10 protein-coding genes and 3 pseudogenes are annotated in these 18759 nt (G+C 46.4%); 11 read left to right on the top strand and 2 right to left on the bottom strand.

The window, feature by feature from the left end; all coding sequences use genetic code 11:
• The first annotated feature begins 96 nt into the window (after positions 1–96).
• From AC6ESP_RS21660 to AC6ESP_RS21630, 7 genes are all read left to right on the top strand, one after another.
• Positions 97–1854 carry a sensor histidine kinase gene (locus tag AC6ESP_RS21660; RefSeq protein ID WP_497098822.1) on the top strand — a complete coding sequence of 586 codons (1758 nt, stop codon included), beginning with the start codon at positions 97–99 and terminating at the stop codon, positions 1852–1854.
• A complete protein-coding gene (locus tag AC6ESP_RS21655) occupies positions 1851–3446 on the top strand; it encodes a response regulator transcription factor (protein WP_497098821.1) in 1596 nt (531 codons plus the stop codon). The genes AC6ESP_RS21660 and AC6ESP_RS21655 overlap by 4 nt, the downstream gene beginning before the upstream one ends.
• Positions 3447–3587: 141 nt before the next feature.
• Positions 3588–4439, top strand: coding sequence for an SDR family NAD(P)-dependent oxidoreductase (locus AC6ESP_RS21650; protein WP_497098820.1), 852 nt, complete (start codon positions 3588–3590; stop codon positions 4437–4439).
• A gap of 33 nt (positions 4440–4472) precedes the next feature.
• Positions 4473–6068, top strand: a complete 1596-nt coding sequence (locus AC6ESP_RS21645; RefSeq protein WP_497098819.1) for a GH35 family beta-galactosidase — start codon at positions 4473–4475, stop codon at positions 6066–6068.
• 125 nt (positions 6069–6193) lie between these two features.
• Positions 6194–6409 (top strand): hypothetical protein, encoded by a 216-nt coding sequence (locus tag AC6ESP_RS21640; protein WP_497098818.1) that lies wholly within the window; start codon positions 6194–6196, stop codon positions 6407–6409.
• Positions 6410–6458: 49 nt separating this feature from the next.
• Complete coding sequence (locus AC6ESP_RS21635) at positions 6459–7217, top strand: SDR family oxidoreductase (protein WP_497098817.1); 759 nt, start codon at positions 6459–6461, stop codon at positions 7215–7217.
• A 118-nt stretch (positions 7218–7335) separates the two neighbouring features.
• Entirely contained in the window at positions 7336–9645 is a 2310-nt protein-coding gene (locus AC6ESP_RS21630; protein WP_497098816.1) for a glycoside hydrolase family 2 protein, read from the top strand.
• A 135-nt stretch (positions 9646–9780) separates the two neighbouring features.
• Here the strand turns inward: AC6ESP_RS21630 and AC6ESP_RS21625 are convergent, their stop codons facing one another.
• A complete protein-coding gene (locus AC6ESP_RS21625; RefSeq protein WP_497098815.1) occupies positions 9781–10329 on the bottom strand; it encodes a PadR family transcriptional regulator in 549 nt (182 codons plus the stop codon).
• Between the two features lie 244 nt (positions 10330–10573).
• Between AC6ESP_RS21625 and AC6ESP_RS21620 the strand changes: the two genes are divergently transcribed.
• From AC6ESP_RS21620 to AC6ESP_RS21610, 3 genes and pseudogenes are all read left to right on the top strand, one after another.
• The gene (locus AC6ESP_RS21620; protein WP_497098814.1) at positions 10574–11794 is read left to right on the top strand and encodes a cytochrome P450; all 1221 of its coding nucleotides are present in this window, start codon (positions 10574–10576) and stop codon (positions 11792–11794) included.
• A 194-nt stretch (positions 11795–11988) separates the two neighbouring features.
• A pseudogene (gene uidA / locus AC6ESP_RS21615) lies at positions 11989–13702 on the top strand (beta-glucuronidase); the annotation flags it as partial.
• A gap of 27 nt (positions 13703–13729) precedes the next feature.
• Positions 13730–14188, top strand: a pseudogene (locus tag AC6ESP_RS21610) (alpha-L-rhamnosidase N-terminal domain-containing protein).
• A 652-nt stretch (positions 14189–14840) separates the two neighbouring features.
• On the opposite strand, the gene AC6ESP_RS21605 reads toward AC6ESP_RS21610, so the two are convergent.
• Positions 14841–15833 (bottom strand): AraC family transcriptional regulator, encoded by a 993-nt coding sequence (locus AC6ESP_RS21605; RefSeq protein ID WP_497098813.1) that lies wholly within the window; start codon positions 15831–15833, stop codon positions 14841–14843.
• Between the two features lie 218 nt (positions 15834–16051).
• On the opposite strand from AC6ESP_RS21605, the pseudogene AC6ESP_RS21600 reads away from it, so the two are divergent.
• Positions 16052–18742: pseudogene (locus AC6ESP_RS21600) on the top strand (family 78 glycoside hydrolase catalytic domain); the annotation flags it as partial.
• Between the last annotated feature and the right edge of the window lie 17 nt (positions 18743–18759).

Below are 18759 nucleotides of genomic sequence, written 5' to 3'. Positions count from 1 at the left end.
ATGAAGTCCATACGCCGCAACCCGGCACAAGAGGGTTGTGGCGCTTGGACTTTCATTTCGTATATGATGGAGGAAACCGATTAAGGAGCTAGGAGCATGAAGATACCCGGATTGTTGCGGCAACGAGGTTCCCTGAAGTTCAAATTGATCATAAGCGTACTGATCATGACGGGACCGCTGTTGAGTATGCTGTTATATAACAACTTTTATGCCATTGATGTCGTTCGAGAACAGGTCGCGGATTCGTATAAAAACATGCTGACTCTATACATGAACCAGATCGATTCCGGATTAAATGATGTTGATGCCTATTTGAACTCCATGTTATCGGGTATTGATTTGGTTTCTCTTGATCGGGCCGAGTCGGATGGGGATTATTACAGTTCGAAGGTGTATTTGTTTAACAAATTGAATAAGGATATTGCTTTGTACGATTCCTTAAGTTCTTTTTTTGTTTATGCGGAAAAACGGCTAGACTTTATGGATGTGAATAAGACGCAGAATTTAACGTTTGAGGAAAAGGATCTCATCCAACAATATGTCTCCGATCTTATCCGATCCCCCAGCATTGTTCCGAGTAACTCGACGCAAAGATGGCTTTACGCCCGGATTGGGCAAAACGATTATCTTATCGACATCGTCCGATCAGGCAGCGTGTATTTGGGCGGCTTAGTGAGAACCGACCAATTGCTGGCGCCCCTCCAATCTCTTCAGATCGGAGAAGGGGGGAGTGTATTGCTCGCGAATGACCTGGGAGAACCGATTACGGACACGGAGCTTGTCGACGAGAACGGAATCCAGTTGCACCAAAGCGAAGGCGACTATTATTTGACCGGTTCCGACCGGAAATATTTAATCGTCGATTCGGCTTCCGATAGAGGCAATTTCAAGCTGGTCGCCGTCATACCGGATCACCAAATCTTGGATAGGCTTCCTTACCTGCAAGGGATCATATGGTTTATTACCGCTTCTTCCCTGCTCTTTATCCCGATCGGGTTGTATTTCATCAGGCAGGCTATCCTCGTGCCTTTATACCGGGTCCTTATCTCGATGAAGAAGGTCCGAGGCGGGGATTGGAGCATTCGGGTTGACATGCACAAAGGCGGTTCAGAGGAATTCAGAATACTCGGAGAGTCATTCAACTCTATGATGACGGAAATCGAAACGCTTCGTGTCAACGTTTTTGAAGAACAGTTGAACAAACAGAAAGAAGAGCTGCAGCGGCTGCAGCTGCAGGTTAACCCTCACTTTTTCCTGAATTCTCTAAATATCGTTTATAATTTGGCTAAGGTTAAAAATTATGAATTAACGATGAAATTGACACGGTCATTGGTACACTATTTCCGTTACATGTTTAGAAGCAATACGACATTCGTCCCCTTGAAAGACGAGCTGGAGCACACCCGGAACTACTTGGGAATTCAAGTCTTGCGTTTTCCGGAGAAACTGACGTGGACACTTGAAGTCCCGGACTACTTGACGGATACGCCGACTCCTCCCCTCATCATTCAGTCGTTCGTCGAAAATTCGATTAAACACGCGGTTACGATGGACAGACCCGTCCATATTTCCGTACGGATTGACTTTGTGGACGAAGACAGCGGGTCCTGGGTGAAAATCAGCATTCTAGATACGGGCTGCGGGTTCGGTGAAGAGGTGCTTCGCGTACTGCAGGCGGGCAGAAGCGTCGAAAACGAACGTGGAGAGCATACCGGAATATGGAACGTTCAGCGACGGCTGAAGCTGTTGTATGGAGATTCGGTATCCATTCGTTACGCTAATGATCAGGAAACTGGCGGCGCGTCTGTATTCATTATTCTCCCGATCAATCCCCTGATGGAGGAAAAACAATGAACGACCACTTACTCATAGTCGACGACGAAATTCATGCCATCGAAGGCGTAAAAGCGGATCTCGATTTGCAAAAACTCGGGATCTCGGAGTTGTATACCGCCAATAATATTAGGCAGGCGAAAGAATGGTTCGAAAGCACTAGAATCGATATTCTGTTATGCGATATCGAGATGCCGCAAGGGAACGGCTTGGAATTGCTGACCTGGGTAAAGGAACATTATCCGCACACAGTCACGATTTTTTTAACGAGCCATGCCGACTTCAAATACGCGAAAGAAGCGCTAACGCTCGGCAGTCTTGACTATTTGCTTAAACCGGTGCTCTCGGAGGAACTGGAGAACGCTATTCGAAAGGCCCAGGCCGTAATTGACAAGAACAGCGAAAATAATCGTAACGTTAAATTCCATCAATTGTGGCAGAAGCATCAATCGTTCATCATCGAACGATTCTGGTTCGATCTGATTCACCATTCGATCCCCAGCCAACAAGCCGCGATTCGGGAGCAGGTCGAGCAGCATCACATCCCGATTACGGAAGATTCGGTTTTCTTTCCGATCTTGATTTCCATCCAACGCTGGAACAAGGAGATGAAGAGCAGAGACGAGAAAATTCTGGAATACGCGCTTAAAAATTCCGCGCAAGAGATAATTATCGGAAGCCATGATAACGGAATCTGTTTTCAGCTCGACAGAGGGTTGCTGCTCGTGATCTTGATGTCGGAGAGGGATATCCCGTGGAATGAGGAAAGGCTAAGGGAAGCCGCCGGTCTCTATGTGGAGTCTTGCCATCGCTATTTCTACTGCAACTTATCCTGTTATTTGGGACGTTCAGCGGAAGCGCATGAGATGGCCGGAATGGTTGCGGCGCTGCGGGATCGCGACCGGAACAACGTTGCGTACATCAATCGAGTATTGGCTCTCGACCGTACGGAGCAAGCAGATTACCCGGCACAGCTGCCTGAACTCGGCGCTGTGTCTTCATTGCTGAAAACCGGAACGAAGGAAGCCGTCAAACACGAAGTGGAGAAATACCTCGACAGACTCGTTAGCAACCATGAGATAAATGCGGATACGCTGCATCAATTCAGTCAGAACTTTATCCAGGTTTTGTATACGTTTCTGAACACGAATGGCATACAGGCTCACCAGTTATTCGGGGATGAACCATCAAGACACTTATCGGAACTGGCGGGGCGTTCCGTTACCGATATGATTGCCTGGGTTCATCATGCCGTCAACAAAGCCATGTATCAAGCGGAAGCGGTCAAGGAAAACGATACGGTCGTTCTAACCGTTAAACGGTACATTGTGCTCAACATGGATCAAGACTTGTCAAGAGAAACGATCGCTGAACAGGTTTTTTTGAATCCCGATTATTTATCCAGAATTTTCAAAAAGGAAACAGGATACTCGATCTCGGATTATGTCCTATTGGAAAGAATAAGCAAAGCGAAGGAACTGCTGCTCCAAACGAGCGTGTCCATCAGCGCCGTTGCTTCTTCTGTCGGATACACGAACTTCTCCCACTTTGCAAAAATATTCAAAAAGTATGTGGGAACAGGGCCGACGGAATTTCGTAACCAGTCTGGTTAAACGGAGGAAGAGGTTGTCGCACAATGCGGCAGCTTCTTTTTTTAGTCGTGAAAGTGTTATTCAGCATGTCGTCTAACCGTTAGTCCAACCAAGGCCAAGAAGATATGATGAAACAAAGTGCGAAAGGGGATGGATAAAAACATGAATGACAATCTAAGCGCAAGACGCCCGGTCGCTGTTCTAACGGCTTCTTATTCAGGCATCGGAACCGAACTGAGCAAGCGGCTCGCCGGCGACGGCTATGACCTGGTTGTCATTAACAGGAGCTTCGATCGAACGAGCCAGCAGCTGCGTGATCTTCAAGCCTTCGCTCCCTCCGTAACCGTGCAATCGATTCAAGCCGATTTATCGAATCATCAGGACATACGGCGGGCCGCCGAGCAGGTAGCGAGAACTCATGATTTTATCGATCTCCTCATCCATAATGCAGGTGTCGTAACGGAGCGACTAGAGCTATCCGTTCAAGGCAACGATCTCCATTACGAGGTGAATACTTTCGCCCCGTATTTGTTGACCGAGCTGCTCAGGCCGCAATTAGCTTCCGCGAACAATGCCATCGTCGTCGCCGTTGGTTCAAGCGGGATGAGGATGGCGCGTAATTTCGACCCTCAAGGACTGCGCAAGCCCGATAAATTCAGGAGGTTCCAGCCTTACTCCCATACGAAGCTGGCAACAGCCGCGGCATTCCATGCGATGGCCGGCGATTATGCGAAGGATGGCATTACGCTTCGGATTGCCGATCCGGGGCCAACCCGAACGCCGATGTCTCTCAGCGGAGCGATGCCGCTATGGTTCCGATTGATTCGCTGGTACTTCGTCCCGCCTGAGAAAGGCGCCGAGCGCATATTCGAAGCGGCAACCTCGCCGGCCGATGACGGCCGGAGCGGATTGTACTTCGAGTTCGGACGACCTGCCGTTCTTCCTCGTGTTGCAAGAGATACCGCAGTGCAACAACAGTTGTTGGCGATTCTTCGCGGGATGGCGGAGTCATAAACACTATTAACATACATTATGAGGGGGATTTACATGTTGAATCAAGTGCTGCGAAGAAAAGAACACCTGCTAGTCGATAAAGGAAGACCATTTATTATGCTTGCGGGAGAGGTCCATAATTCCAACTCGTCTTCCGTCGAATACATGGAACCCATCTGGGACAAGGCTGTCAAGCTCGGCATGAACAGTTTATTGCTGCCCGTGACTTGGGAAATGGTCGAACCCGAAGAAGACGTATTCGATTTTAGACTGGTGGATGAGCTGATTGGGCAGGCGAGAAGGCGTGATATGAGGATTGGCTTCTTGTGGTTTGGCGCCTGGAAAAACGCGCAGTGCTATTATGCGCCTTCGTGGGTCAAGACGGATTTGGAACGCTTCCAAAGAGCAGAAGTCGAGAAAGGCAAGAAGAAGACCAACTTAAAAGATTTCCATGGTATGTCCTATACGACACTGTCCTATCTTTGCGAAGCAACTAATGCGGCTGATGCCAAAGCGTTTCGGGAATTGATGCTGCATATCAAACAAGTGGACGAAAAAGAGCAAACGGTTATTTTGATTCAGGTGGAGAACGAACCGGGGCTGCAAGGGGCGGCGAGAGAACATTCCGATGCGGCCGATGCCCTGTTTGAAGCGAATGTTCCGCAGCCGTTCGTCGATTATATGAATAAGCAAATCGGGACCATGGCCGCGGATGTTCGCCAGGCCGTCGAGAATGGCTCGAAGGGCGGCAATTGGAAGGCGGTATTCGGAGATGCGGCGGAAGAAGTATTCAGTGCGTATCACGTTTCAAGCTATATAGAAAAAGTTGCAGCCGCCGGCAAGGAGGTTTATCCCCTGCCTATGATGGCCAACTGCTGGTTGGACAAAGGCGAGAAGGCCGGGAAGTATCCGAGCGGCGGGCCGGTAGCCCGGGTGATGGAAGTGTGGAAATACTGCGCACCAAATGTGGATGTGATCGCACCGGATATTTATGTTCAAAATTTCTGCGACGTGTGCGACGAGTACGTCAAGATGGACAATCCTCTCTTTATTCCGGAGACGGCGACCCATAGCTACGCAGGCCCGAGGCTGGTTTATGTGGTGGGGCATTATCATGCGTTGGGATTTGCTCCGTTTGCATTTGAGGACTTGGGAGAGCCGTTTACGGCCATCGACAGCTATCTCTTCGGCATGGATACCACCGACCCCATGTTGAAAACGCCGCAAAATGTAGAGGAATACGCATGGTATAACAAAACACTTAACAGTATGATGCCGTTATTGACGGAAAAATACGGCACGCCGGATTTGCAGGCAGCAATCATCGAGCGTCCAGAACAGGACATGATGGTGTTCGGGGAATATGGATTCAAAGCACTCATGAATCTGCCTATTTTGACTCGTAAAGACGGGGTATGCCTTGTACTGAAAGAGGCGTCGGACAAGTTCTATATCATTGCAAACGGCTGTCTCGTCATACCGTTCTCCGCAAACCCGACAAAGCCCAATGTGGATATCTTATCTTTGGAAGAAGGACGTTTTGAACAAGGAACTTGGAAAATGATCCGGAGGCTGAATGGGGACGAGGTCGCGATCATGCGGTATGAGAAGCCTACGTTGCTGAAAATCAAATTGTTCGGGTACCAATAAAGACGAATGAAGTCGTGAAAGTGTTATTCGAGATGTCGTCTAACCGTTAGTCCAGCTTGGGGCAAATGGATATGATTATACTTAGCAAGCATACTACCGCAGGACTTAAGGAGGTGAATACGACAATGAAATTCGATCAAAATTCCAAAGTGGGAGACTTGCTGGGGAACGCTGCAGCGAAAGCCGTGCTGGACAAACATCTCCCGGGATTTTCGACCAACCCAATGACCGGAATGGCTGGCGGGTTTGCGCTCAGTCAATTGGCAGCATTTCCGCAAGCGAATGTCTCTTCGGAAGTACTGGCATCCATCGTTTCCGATTTAGCTGCTATCGAAGAATAAATAGAAGAGCCGGATATTACGAAGAGTCGGAACTAAGGAGGTTGAATAGATGAAACTTAAGGGTAAAGTAGCAATCGTCACGGGAGCAGCATCGGGGATGGGCAAAGCAATCGCGGAGCTCTTCGCCGAAGAAGGTGCGAAAGTGGTCGTTTCCGATCTGAATGCCGATAACGCTGACAAGGTGGCCGAGGGAATCGAGGCAAGAGGGGGAACGGCTATCGCAGCGGCAACCAATGTCGCAGAAGAAGAAGACGTTCAACGCTTGATCGACACCGCGCTTCAAACGTACGGTACTGTGGACATTCTCGTCAACAATGCCGGCATCATGGACAATTTCGTTCCTGCGGGGGACTTGACGGACGAGTTATGGAACAAGGTGTTCGCCGTGAACACGACCGGTCCGATGCGGACGACGCGGAAGGTCCTTCCTATCTTCATCGGGCAGAAGAAAGGCGTCATCGTGAATATCGCTTCGGCCGGCGGCTTGTTCGGTTCCAGGGCGGGGGCTGCCTATACCGCTTCGAAGCACGCCGTTGTCGGATTCACGAAGAATGTAGGCTTCCAATATGCGACGCAAGGCATACGCTGCAATGCGATCGCACCGGGCGGGGTCGCAACGAATATCGCGATGACCATAACAGCACCGAATCCGTTCGGCGCGGAACGCGCGCAGATCGGCATGGGCATTAACCCCGGCATAGGCCAACCGGAAGACATCGCGAAGGTTGCGTTGTTCCTTGCCTCCGACGATTCCAGCTTTGTCAACGGCACGACGGTTACCGCGGATGCGGGCTGGACGGCATATTAAACGAAGAACATCGTTCCCCTTAACGAAGGCAGGCGCGGAATTCGCTCCTGTCTTCGTTAAGGGGATTTTTTAGAGGAACACCTATTATTGAGACAGAGTCTCTGAAGGAGCGAATAGAATGAGAAAGATCATCCGAATGAACGATGCATGGCGTTTTATACGTAAAAACGAAGAGCTGGCCGAAGCTGTAACTTACCAAGACGACCATTGGAGCGAGGTTCGTCTCCCACACACCTGGAATGCGTTGGATGGGGCGAACGGGTATGAATATTACCAAGGCGCTTGCTGGTACAGAAAAGAGCTCGCCTTTGATTCTTCCGATGAGGGAAGGAAAGTGTTTATCGAATTCAACGGTTCTAATAGCATTACCGATGTCTATGTGAACGGTCGGCATGCGGGTCAGCACAAAGGCGGTTACTCCACCTTCAGGTTTGACATTACAGCTGACGTTGCCTTCGGATCGAAGAACGTGATCGCCGTTAAGGTGGATAATACGGTCGTGGACGACGTCTATCCTCAGAAAGCGGATTTTACTTTCTATGGCGGTATATACCGCGATGTGAACATCCTTGTAACGAATCCGGTTCATTTCGACGCAATGGATTACGGTTCGAGCGGCGTTTATATCGTACAGGAACAGGTGTCGAAAGAAAAGGCCAATCTCAAAATCGAATCCAGATTGGTAAATGGCAGCGACGAGGAGAAAAAAGTCAGGCTTTGGGCAGATATTGCGGATGCCGATGGCGGTTCCGTAACTTATGCCGCCAAGGAAGTCGTCTTGGCCGCAGGCGAGTCAAGAACGGAAACGCTGGCATGCGTCATCGATAATCCGATTCTCTGGAACGGAAGAAATAATCCTTATATGTATCAAGCTACCGTATCCATGACTAGCTTTAACGACACGGTGGATGAAATTGCGATTCCGTTCGGCGTTAGGTACTTTCATGTCGACTCTGAGAAAGGTTTCTTCTTGAACGGCGAGCATTTGCCGTTATGCGGCGTATCGAGACACCAGGACAGAAAAGATATGGGCTGGGCCATAACGGAACAAGAGCAAGTCGAAGATATGGCATTGATCAAAGAAATTGGAGCGACTTCGCTTCGACTCGCCCATTACCAGCACAGCCAAACTTTTTACGATTTGTGCGACAAAGAAGGCATGGTGGTATGGGCGGAGATTCCTTTCATTTCGATCATGTCGAAGAACGAAGTGGAAGGGATCAATGCCAAGCAGCAGATGCTGGAATTGATCAAACAGAATTTCAATCACCCTTCGATCATATTCTGGGGGCTGCAGAATGAAATTCAAATCGGCGGAGAACGTCCGGAGGTTAGAAAACTCGTTAAAGAGTTAAACGAATTGACCAAAAAAGAAGATCCTACCAGACTGACGACGATGGCCAACGTTCTATTCGTCGACGAGAAAGACGAATTCAACCGCATGACGGACGTGGTTGGATACAATAAGTATTACGGCTGGTATCACGGCAAGACAGAAGATTTCGATCCTTGGATTGACAAGTTCCATGAGATCAATCCCGACAGACCGCTATGTATTTCCGAATACGGCGTAGAAGGGATTGTGCAATACCACAGCGCTGAGCCGAAGGTGAAAGACTACACCGAAGAATATCACGCGCTGTATCATGAAGTCGCTTGGAAAATTTTTGAGAAAAAGCCGTTCCTTTGGGCAACGTATGTATGGAATATGTTCGATTTTGGAGCCAATATCAGAGACGAAGGCGGAGTCAAAGGAAGAAACAATAAAGGGCTCGTCACCTACGATAGAAAGATTAAGAAGGATGCTTTCTATATGTACAAAGCGCATTGGTCCAAAGAAAAATTTGTCCATATTACTAGCAAGCGCTTTGTGGATCGGGCCGAGGACAGCATTCAAGTTAAAGTCTATTCGAATTGCAATAAGGTTACGCTTTATTTGAATGGCGAAGAGCTGCAATCTATATCCAGTGAAGAGAAAGTTTTTGTCTTCGAGAAAGTTGTCCTGGCAGAGGGCATGAATGAAATCCGTGCAGTGGCAAGTGAAAATCTTGTAACCTATCAAGATCTTGCATGGTTTAATAAGGCAGAAGAATCGAATGCAAGTTATGAGGCACCGCCGGTTGCGGATAAACGCGAAGAAGTTAACAACTGGTTCGAACTGCCCGATACGAGCACGGAAGAGTTAGCGGAATTACAGATTACAGACGATGTGTATTCCACCCGTTGCACGTTTAAAGAGCTGTTTGAAAATAAAGATGCGGAAATCGTCCTGAATAAGTATTTCGGAGAAAGTTTCAGGGACATGCCGCAATACCCCATGATGCAAGGATTTACGATTGACATGTTGGCAGGTATGGCGCCGGAAAATTTCCCTGACAAGCTCATATTCGCCATTAATAAAGAACTCACCATCATAAATAAAGTGTAGTCCTGAAACGAAGGCTGAAGCACTTTAAGCGGTTCTGAAAAAGAAGTAAGGTAGAGACATCGTTCAGTATTAATATCCCCTCCATGTAAACGATAGCGTGCTTCCTGCATGGTTTGCATAGAGGGGATTGATTGGTTAGAAGGATGTCTCTTCGTGTTCTGAAGCCGAGGCCGCTGAATGGACGATCAATATCAACTTCTTCACCCATGTCCATTCCTGCTCGGTTTGCGTCCTGCTGAAATGAATGACTTCCGCGGCAAAACGGTTTTCCGAATGGATTTCGTCGAATTTGCGGTATCGCCCTATCTCTTCCTCCAACACCGCCAGCCGTTTACGCAATATCTCGAGCTGCACATTGGGGTCCAATCGGTCGAACAGCGCGACGCGCACCATAAAATCCAATGAATTGGCAGCCGATTTTCTCGGAAAATCGCGAATGAGCTCATTAAAGATTTCTCCCCCCGCGTTCGTCAACAGATAGATATGCCGGTCAGGTTTACCCTCCGTTTTCTCGATCTTCTTGCTTATCGCACCCATTTCCAAAAATCGCCGCAATGCAGGATACAATAAATTATTGTTGATTTCGAACGAATCCCCGAGCGCCTCCTGAACGTTTTTTTTGATTTCGTAGCCGTGCTTCGGACCGGATAATAACTGTCCCAGTATCAAGATGTCCGCGTACATAGGGTCCTCCTTCAGTGAATTTTTTGTGAACGGCGTTATGCAAATACCGGAAATTCGAATTATATGTTAAACTAACCTATGTAAGATTAACATATAATAATAGCAAAGCCAATAATGGCTGCGTCTGGAAGGAGGTTTTTCGAGCTCTAATGATTTATTTAGGAACATCATCATGAGAGGAAGGCCGATTGTAAAATTAAAACGCGTAATTCATGCAAATTAATCCGGTTTGGAGGGAACGATTATGAATGGGAAGCGTCAGATGATCCTGCTGAACGAAATCACGAAGCTTAACACCAAGGAAGCTGGGTGGGAACCGTATGCTTGGTATAAGGAGATGAGGGACAATAATCCCGTCTATTACGATGCCGAGCAAGATGTTTGGAACGTGTTCTTATACGACCATGTTAAACGCGTGCTATTCGACCACGAGCTGTTCTCTAACAAAAAGAAGAGAAGCTTGATTCCGATTCCCGATCGGCTTGAAAGCCGCAGCAACGTCAATTTGGTGGATCCGCCGGAGCATCGGAAACGGCGCGCCCTTCTTTCTCAAGCCTTCACTCCCCGCAGTCTCAGAGAGTGGGAGCCGCGGATCCAGGATATCGTCGACGAGTTGATTGCGGACATGGAAGGCGTCCCGACTATCGATATTGTGGAGAAGCTGGCAATTCCATTGCCCGTTACCGTCATTGCGGATCTGCTAGGAGTTCCTTCCCAGGATCGCCATCTGATCAAAGGTTGGTCCGATATTCTCTTCCTTCCGTATAACACAGAGGATTATGCCGATATCGACAGGCGAAAGGGAATCGCCATGAAGGAGTTCATGGAATACTTGTATCCCATTGTTCTGAAGAAACGGCAGCACCCGGAAGATGACATCATATCCGACTTAACCAAGGCCGAACTCGAAGGCGAACGATTAACGGATGAAGAAGTGGTGATGTCGGCCATCGGCCTGCTTGGCGCGGGCAACGAAACGACGACCACGCTGCTCTCCAATATTTTCTATTCCATGCTTTACGACGGGCCGAACGTCTATCAAGAACTTAAAGCCGATTTGTCCTTGGTTCCCAATGTAGTCGAGGAAGTGCTTCGTTTCCGCTTCCCCGCTTCGATGGATCGGAGGGTGGCACAAGATACGAATGTCTTCGGTCCCCAGATGAAGGAGGGGCAAGCTATCGTGGTATGGATCGGTGCGGCGAACCGGGACGAATCCCAATTTGCGAACGCCGATATCTTCGATATCCATCGCTCGGGCAATCAACGTCATCTGGCATTCGGAGCCGGTCCTCATTTCTGTTTGGGAGCACCGCTCGCCCGGATGGAAGCGAACATGGCTATAACGTCGTTTGTTAAAAGGTTCGCCGGCATTCATCGGGTGGAGGCGTTCGACGTAGGCGAGCATTTAACCGAGTCGATTGCAGGTCAGTCTTTAACGAGTTTGCCTATCGGACTTCAGTCGTAGAGCTTATCGCGAGCGTTATGTAAATACGGAGTAAGCTAAAAACAAAGAGGGAAGCCGCCTCTTTGTTTTTTTTCGTTGAAGAAGTCGTCAAAGTATTACTCTCCGAAAGTCGACAAAGCGTTAGTACCACCGGTGATGTTCGATTACGATGATAATAGGAATTATTATCTCGTAAAAAAGGGGCCGAAAGAATAATGTTATATCCAATCGTAACGGAAACCCGGAGCCTCATCGGCTTAAGCGGCATCTGGAATTTTAAACTAGACTCGGGAGACGTGTTTCAAGAAGAGTGGTATAAGACGGCACTTACCGATCCGATTGCGATGTCCGTACCCGGTTCTTTCAACGACGTTGGGGTTACGGCCGATATTCGCAATCATGTAGGATGGGTTTGGTACGAACGAGACTTTATGATACCGAATTTGCTCCTTTCGGAATGTATCATGCTGCGCTTTTGTTCCGCCACGCATCTCGCAAAGGTTTATGTGAACGGGAAGCTTGTCACTGAACATACAGGCGGGTTTACGCCGTTCGAGGCTGAAATCAACGATTTCTTGATTACAGGAAAAAACCGTCTGACTGTTGCCGTGAACAATATCGTCGACGAGACGACGCTTCCGATGGGCAGTTATAGTGAGACGGAGGTTCTCGGGGTAGGCAAAGTCGTCAAAAACAGTCCTTACTTTGACTTCTTTAACTATGCCGGCCTCCATCGACCGGTCGAAATTTACACGACGCCTCGAAGCTATATCAAGGATGTAACGATTGTAACGGATCTCAGCGGGTCAACGGGGATTGTTCGTTTCGATGCGTTGATCGAAGGCGAAGCGGAAGTAAAGGCTGAAATCGTCGATCATACTGGAGTTGCGGTTGGCGTCTGCCAAGGATTGTCCGGCACGTTCCAGATCGAGAACGCGAGGCTGTGGGAGCCGCTCAAAGACTATCTGTATCATCTGAAACTACAGCTCATTCAAGATGGACAAGTTGTTGACGTGTATGAACAGCCATTCGGCATCCGAACGGTGTAAGTGAAGGACGGTAAATCCCTGATTAATAGCAAGCCTTTCTACTTTAAAGGCTTCGGCAAGCACGAAGATACGCCTACCAATGGCAGAGGCCTGAACGAAGCTGCCAATGTGTTGGATATCCAATTGATGAAGTGGATAGGAGCCAACTCTTTCCGAACGGCGCATTACCCGTATTCCGAGGAAGTGATGCGACTGGCAGATCAAGAGGGAATCGTCGTCATTGACGAAACGCCTGCCGTAGGCCCTGCATCTCAATTTTATCGTGGTGGCGCATAGCGGACCGAAGCGAAATACTTGGGAAATTCTAAAGACGCAAGTGGTTCATCAAGAAGCGGTGCGAGAGCTCATCGCCCGCGACAAGAACCATCCCAGCGTCGTCATGTGGTGTATCGCGAATGAGCCGGCTTCCGAAGAAGAAGGAGCGACGGAGTACTTCCAGCCGCTCGTGGAACTGGCGAAAGCAATCGATCCGCAAAAAAGACCCGTCACGATCATCACACATATTGCGGCTACTCCCGACCGCGACAAAGTAGCGGAGTTGATCGATGTCATTTGCATTAACCGCTACTACGGCTGGTACGCGTTCGCCGGCGATTTCGACTCCGCAAAGATGGCGCTTCGGGCCAAATTAAACGGTTGGGGCAAGCGCTGCCCAGGGAAACCAATCAGGATGACGGAGTACGGTACGGATACCATCGCAGGACTTCACGACATCGATCCCGTCATGTTCACGGAAGAGTACCAAGCGGAGTTTTATCGTGCGAATCACGAGGTTTTCGACGAATTCGAGCATTTCATCGGCGAGCAGGTCTGGAATTTCGCGGACTTCCAGACAAGTCAAAGCATTATTAGAGTTCAGGGTAATAAGAAGGGGGTATATAAAGCTTAGTTTCGGGAGGGATCTTACATGTTGGAAGCCATTTTTTTGAGGACTGAGTATTTGGTTCTGCAAGAAGGATCCAATGCGCTTGGCGTTATTCTTGGGGACGGCTGGTGGAGAGGATCTACCGGAGGCGTAAGTCTGAAAAACAATTTTGGATATAAGGTTGCCTTTCTGGGGCAGCTAATGCTGGATTACGATGACGGAATCCGCGAGATTATCGGAAGCGACGACTCTTTTAAGACGTCCCAGGGTCCTCTGCAGAAATCGGACATTAAGTAGGGGGATCTTTACGACGCCAGAATGGCCATTGATGGATGGGATCAACCCGGTTATGACGATTTTTCTTGGGAACCCGTTCAGGTCACAGATGGGGGAATCGACAACTTGATCGGTACCCGAAGTTTGCCGGTAAGACAGAAAGAAAGATTTATTCCGGAAGTGTTGTGGACCCCGAGTGGGGAAACGGTACTGGACTTCGGGTAAAATATCGCCGGCTGGGTCGATATGAAAGTGCGAGAAGACGCAGGCACGGAAGTGGCTTTAATCTGTCTGGTGATAAAAATGTGTGGAACCAGTAAAGAAAGTCTGGAACCAGTATAAAACTGTGGAACTCCTAGAAAAATCCCGATGATGCTGTATAATCAACGGGATTTTTTTGTGAAGAAGGGGCTGTTACCCATGTTAGGTGAGCGAATTAGGAATATTAAAAAGTCTAATCAGTTGAACCAAATAAAATTTTCACAGTGCATTGGCGTGTCACAAGGAACTCTTAGTGAGTTAGAACAGAGTAAATACAATTCATCGCTCATCCTGAACATACTTCAAATTGATACATAATTTAACTGAATTTAAGCCCGCTAACTACGGTCTGCGGGCTTCGTTTTATTCCATGTTAGACTCGGGAAATAAAGTTTTAGACTTAGACTGGTAACGATCCGTTACGAACGTGGCAGTTTAGTTGAATAAAGTTCAGATAAAAAAAGGGCTTGGAAAGACCCAATCTCCGTTTGAATGTTATATCACATTTAACTATGGATTTCTAAAAAAAAATTTCTTAATATTTTTCTTATTTGTGCGCTTATGATATTTTGATTGGTCCCAAGTGACCTGCCTGAAAATAAATACAATAGGATTTTTAGGCTTTTCGAAATTCTTTTGGTGTTTTATTATAGGTTTTCTTAAAATGATTATAAAAGTGATTCATATTAGAAAACCCGCACTTTTCACCAATTTCAATTATAGTTAGCTGCGTATTTTGAAGAAGAAAGGCCGCTTTTTCCAATCGAAGGTCTAGTATAATTTCCATATATCCTTTACCGGTATATTTTTTCAAGAGTCTCGATAAGTATCTTGGATGAATATGAAACTTTTCAGCCGTCTGCTCAAGACTTATTTCCATAAAATGTTCGTTAATAAACTGAAGAAGTGCAAATACAGATACAGAGGTCTTCCCATGTGGATTCTTCTCTTCAAAAGTCAGAGAGGATTCGTCCTTCATTGTTCTCATCAATTCAGTAAAAAGCATGATTGTGTTGCAGTTAATGAACTCTTGAGAGCCTAACTGTGGATACTTAATTTCCCAAATAATAGATTCAATATAATTTTTAATTCTTATATTCATACCCGGTGAAAAATAAAGATAGTTCCCCTTCAAGCTTGTTTTATAGAGAGCAGATATGATAAATTCCGAAAAAAGATTATTCTCGGACAAGCGCATTAACAATTGTTCATTGAAATAGTCTTCCTTCATAATAATGTTAATGACAAGTGAGTCTTTAGAAACCGGTTCAATTCTATGAATAATATTTCTGTCAAGGACAGTAATATCCCCCTCCTGCATAAGGATACGCTTCCCATTTATTACTTGTGTAAAGTCCCCTTTATATGCATAAGTAAGCTCCAGAAAATCATGCTTATGATCATCTACTTCAATAAAACGAGGATGTTTATTAAAAGTAATTTTCTCGTGTGATTTCATAAAAAAAACAGCTTGAACAAAACTAAGACTTATACCAACACCGCCTTGTTCTTCTGCATATTTTTTAAAATTGAAATTATTCGTGGTAATCGCAGCAAGCTCAATTTCATCCAGCCTATTTAACTCTTCATATAAACTTATCACATCCATATTACACCTCAACTACAATTCTATAAATTCATAAGTTCGTTTATGATATAAACTGAGTTCGCTTTCATCATTATAATATTTTCAGATAAATTATACAATTATTTTGAAAGCGTAGAATAAAGAGTAGGTTGCTATTTCATCTATCTCTATACTGCAAAAACTAGTGTACTTTGAGGTTCGTTTATGACATTAAACTAAAAAGATGGGAGTGTTGAAGTATGTTAAAAGTAATGGACTTACAAACAGAGTATCTCACTAATCCTTTGGGTTTGGACACGAAAGCGCCTCGTCTGGGCTGGAAGCTTAAAAGTGATAGAAGAAAAGTCATGCAAATAGCATACCAAGTGCAGGCTTCAGCTAATGAAAGTTTTAATGGGATTAGTTGGGACAGCGGAAAGGTACAATCCGATCAATCCCAAAGAATTATATATAATGGTCCTACTCTCAAATCGATGGAGAGGATCTATTGGAGAGTAAAGGTTTGGAGTAATGATGAGGAATCTGAATTTAGCCAGCCAGCTTATTTTGAAACCGGATTGTTGGAGGCTTCAGATTGGAAGGCGAAGTGGATTGAGCCTGAAGGAGACATTGATTGGGATGCCTATAAGCCCGCTCCGTACATCAGAAAAGAGTTCTCCGTCAAAAAGGGATTAATTTCTGCTCATGCCTATATGACATCTAAAGGTCTCTGTCATTTTTATATCAATGGGTTGGAGGGGACCGACACTCTTTTCAATCCTGGTTTTACCTCTTATTATAAGCGCTTGCAATACCAAGCTTACGATATTACTAAGTTCTTGCAGGAAGGAAACAATGCATTTGGGGTTATCCTAGGAGATGGCTGGTGGAGAGGTTCCACTGGAGCTATGAGCCTAAAAAATAATTTTGGCTATAAACTAGCTTTCTTAGGACAACTCGTTTTACGTTATCAAGATGGCAGCGAGGAAATCATCGGAAGTGATAATTCCTTCAAAACTTCTACTGGTCCGATCTTAAAATCAGACTTGAAGTCAGGAGAAATCTATGACGCCAGGGTAAAGCTAGAGGGATGGAACCAGCCAGGTTTTGATGATTCTTCATGGAGAGCTGTATCAGTAACGGATGATGGATTTGATAACTTAATTGGAACTCGAAGCGTGCCTGTGAGGCGTAAGGAAACATTTACACCTGAAATCTTGAAAACTCCAAACGGCGAAACGGTACTTGACTTTGGGCAAAATATATTCGGTTGGGTAGATATGAAGGTTCAGGGTGAAGCGGGGACTGAAATCACTCTTGCTCATGGCGAAGCGCTTGATAAAAACGGAAACTTCACCTTGCAGAATCTTGCAATGCATGTGACACTCAAGGATTTTCAGGAGGTCTATTACATTTTGAGTGGAGAAGGAGTGGAGAAACACAGTCCATTGTTTGCCATCTTCGGTTTCCGATATGTCCTGCTCAAAAACTATCCAGGTGAAGTCAAACCTGAAAACTTTACAGCGGTTGCGATTTACTCTGATATGGAGGAGACGGGACAATTCACTTGCTCCAATCCATTAATCAATCAATTGGTTTCAAACTCAAAGTGGAGCCAGAAAAGTAATTTCATGGAGATTCCCACAGATTGTCCGACCAGAGAGAGAGCAGGTTGGACAGGGGATGCCCAGCTTTACAGTAGAACAGCATCTAATTTTATGAATGTGTATACTTTCTTTGAAAAATGGATGGCGGATGTGGCAGCCGAGCAATATGCAACCGGATGTGTCGGGAATATAGTTCCGAATGTTATGCGACATCATAACGCTGCTGAACAGGAAAGATTTTCAAAAATGAGTACCGACCCGGCTATGGCCATGTTTGCAGCAAAGCCTGGAGAAGCTGGAATAATGGAGGGATCTGCTGGATGGGGGGATTCGGCTGTCATCATTCCATGGACGATGTATTTATGCTATGGGGATAAAAACATCCTTGAGCAGCAATTCGATTCAGCAAAAGCATGGGTTGATTATATGGACGCCTGTGCGAAAAATGCAAATGAACATTACAAGGACACACCAGCTTATCAAAACTATACGGATGGCGAACTGGATGCCAATTATATCTGGGATACCAAGTTTCACTGGGGAGAATGGTTGGAGGCAGATTTTAAATTTGCGGATTTAGTTGAGGAGTATATCGGTAAACAAATGACATTATCCGATCCTGTGGTTGCTACCGCTTATTATGCCTATTCCACTCGTCTACTTACGGAGATGGCAGCCATTTTAGGAAGGAAAGAGGAAGAGGAGAAATACGGGAAACTCTACGAGAAAATTAATAGAGTGTACAACCAATACTTTATTCCAGACAACGGTTCTATTCTAAGTGACAGGCAAGCTCCGAATGTCCGGATCTTGGCATTTGATCTAGCTCATGAGGATAAAAAGCAGGCTGTAGCAGATCGGCTGGCCGAGCTGGTAAAAGAAAAGGATTACCACTTAAATACGGGATTCCTTTCTACCCCTTTCATATTGCATGTTCTAGCAGATTACGGGCATAAGGATGTTGCTTTCCGGTTATTAGAACAGGATTCATGTCCATCTTGGCTCTATGCGGTTACCAAAGGGGCAACGACCATATGGGAAAGCTGGGATGGTGTCACGCCTGATGGTGATTTATCAGCTTCATTGAATCACTATTCTTATGGTGCGGTATGTGACTTTTTATTCGCAGGTGTAGCAGGTATCCGTCCGGTGATGGAGCAACCGGGTTACAAGCATTTTCTGCTGAAGCCTCTACAAGGCGGGACTTTGACTCATGCATCGGCCAAATATGAATCACTATACGGTCCGATTGAATCCAGTTGGGAACTAATTGATGAAGGGACCAACTACCATTTCATCGTACCGGCAAACACGACAGCCACGATCATTTTGCCTGGCAAACAGGAAGATTTAGATCATCT

Source organism: Paenibacillus xinjiangensis (assembly GCF_059686975.1).
Note: the sequence above shows the minus strand (reverse complement) of the source record. Positions and strands in the feature narration are given on the sequence as shown.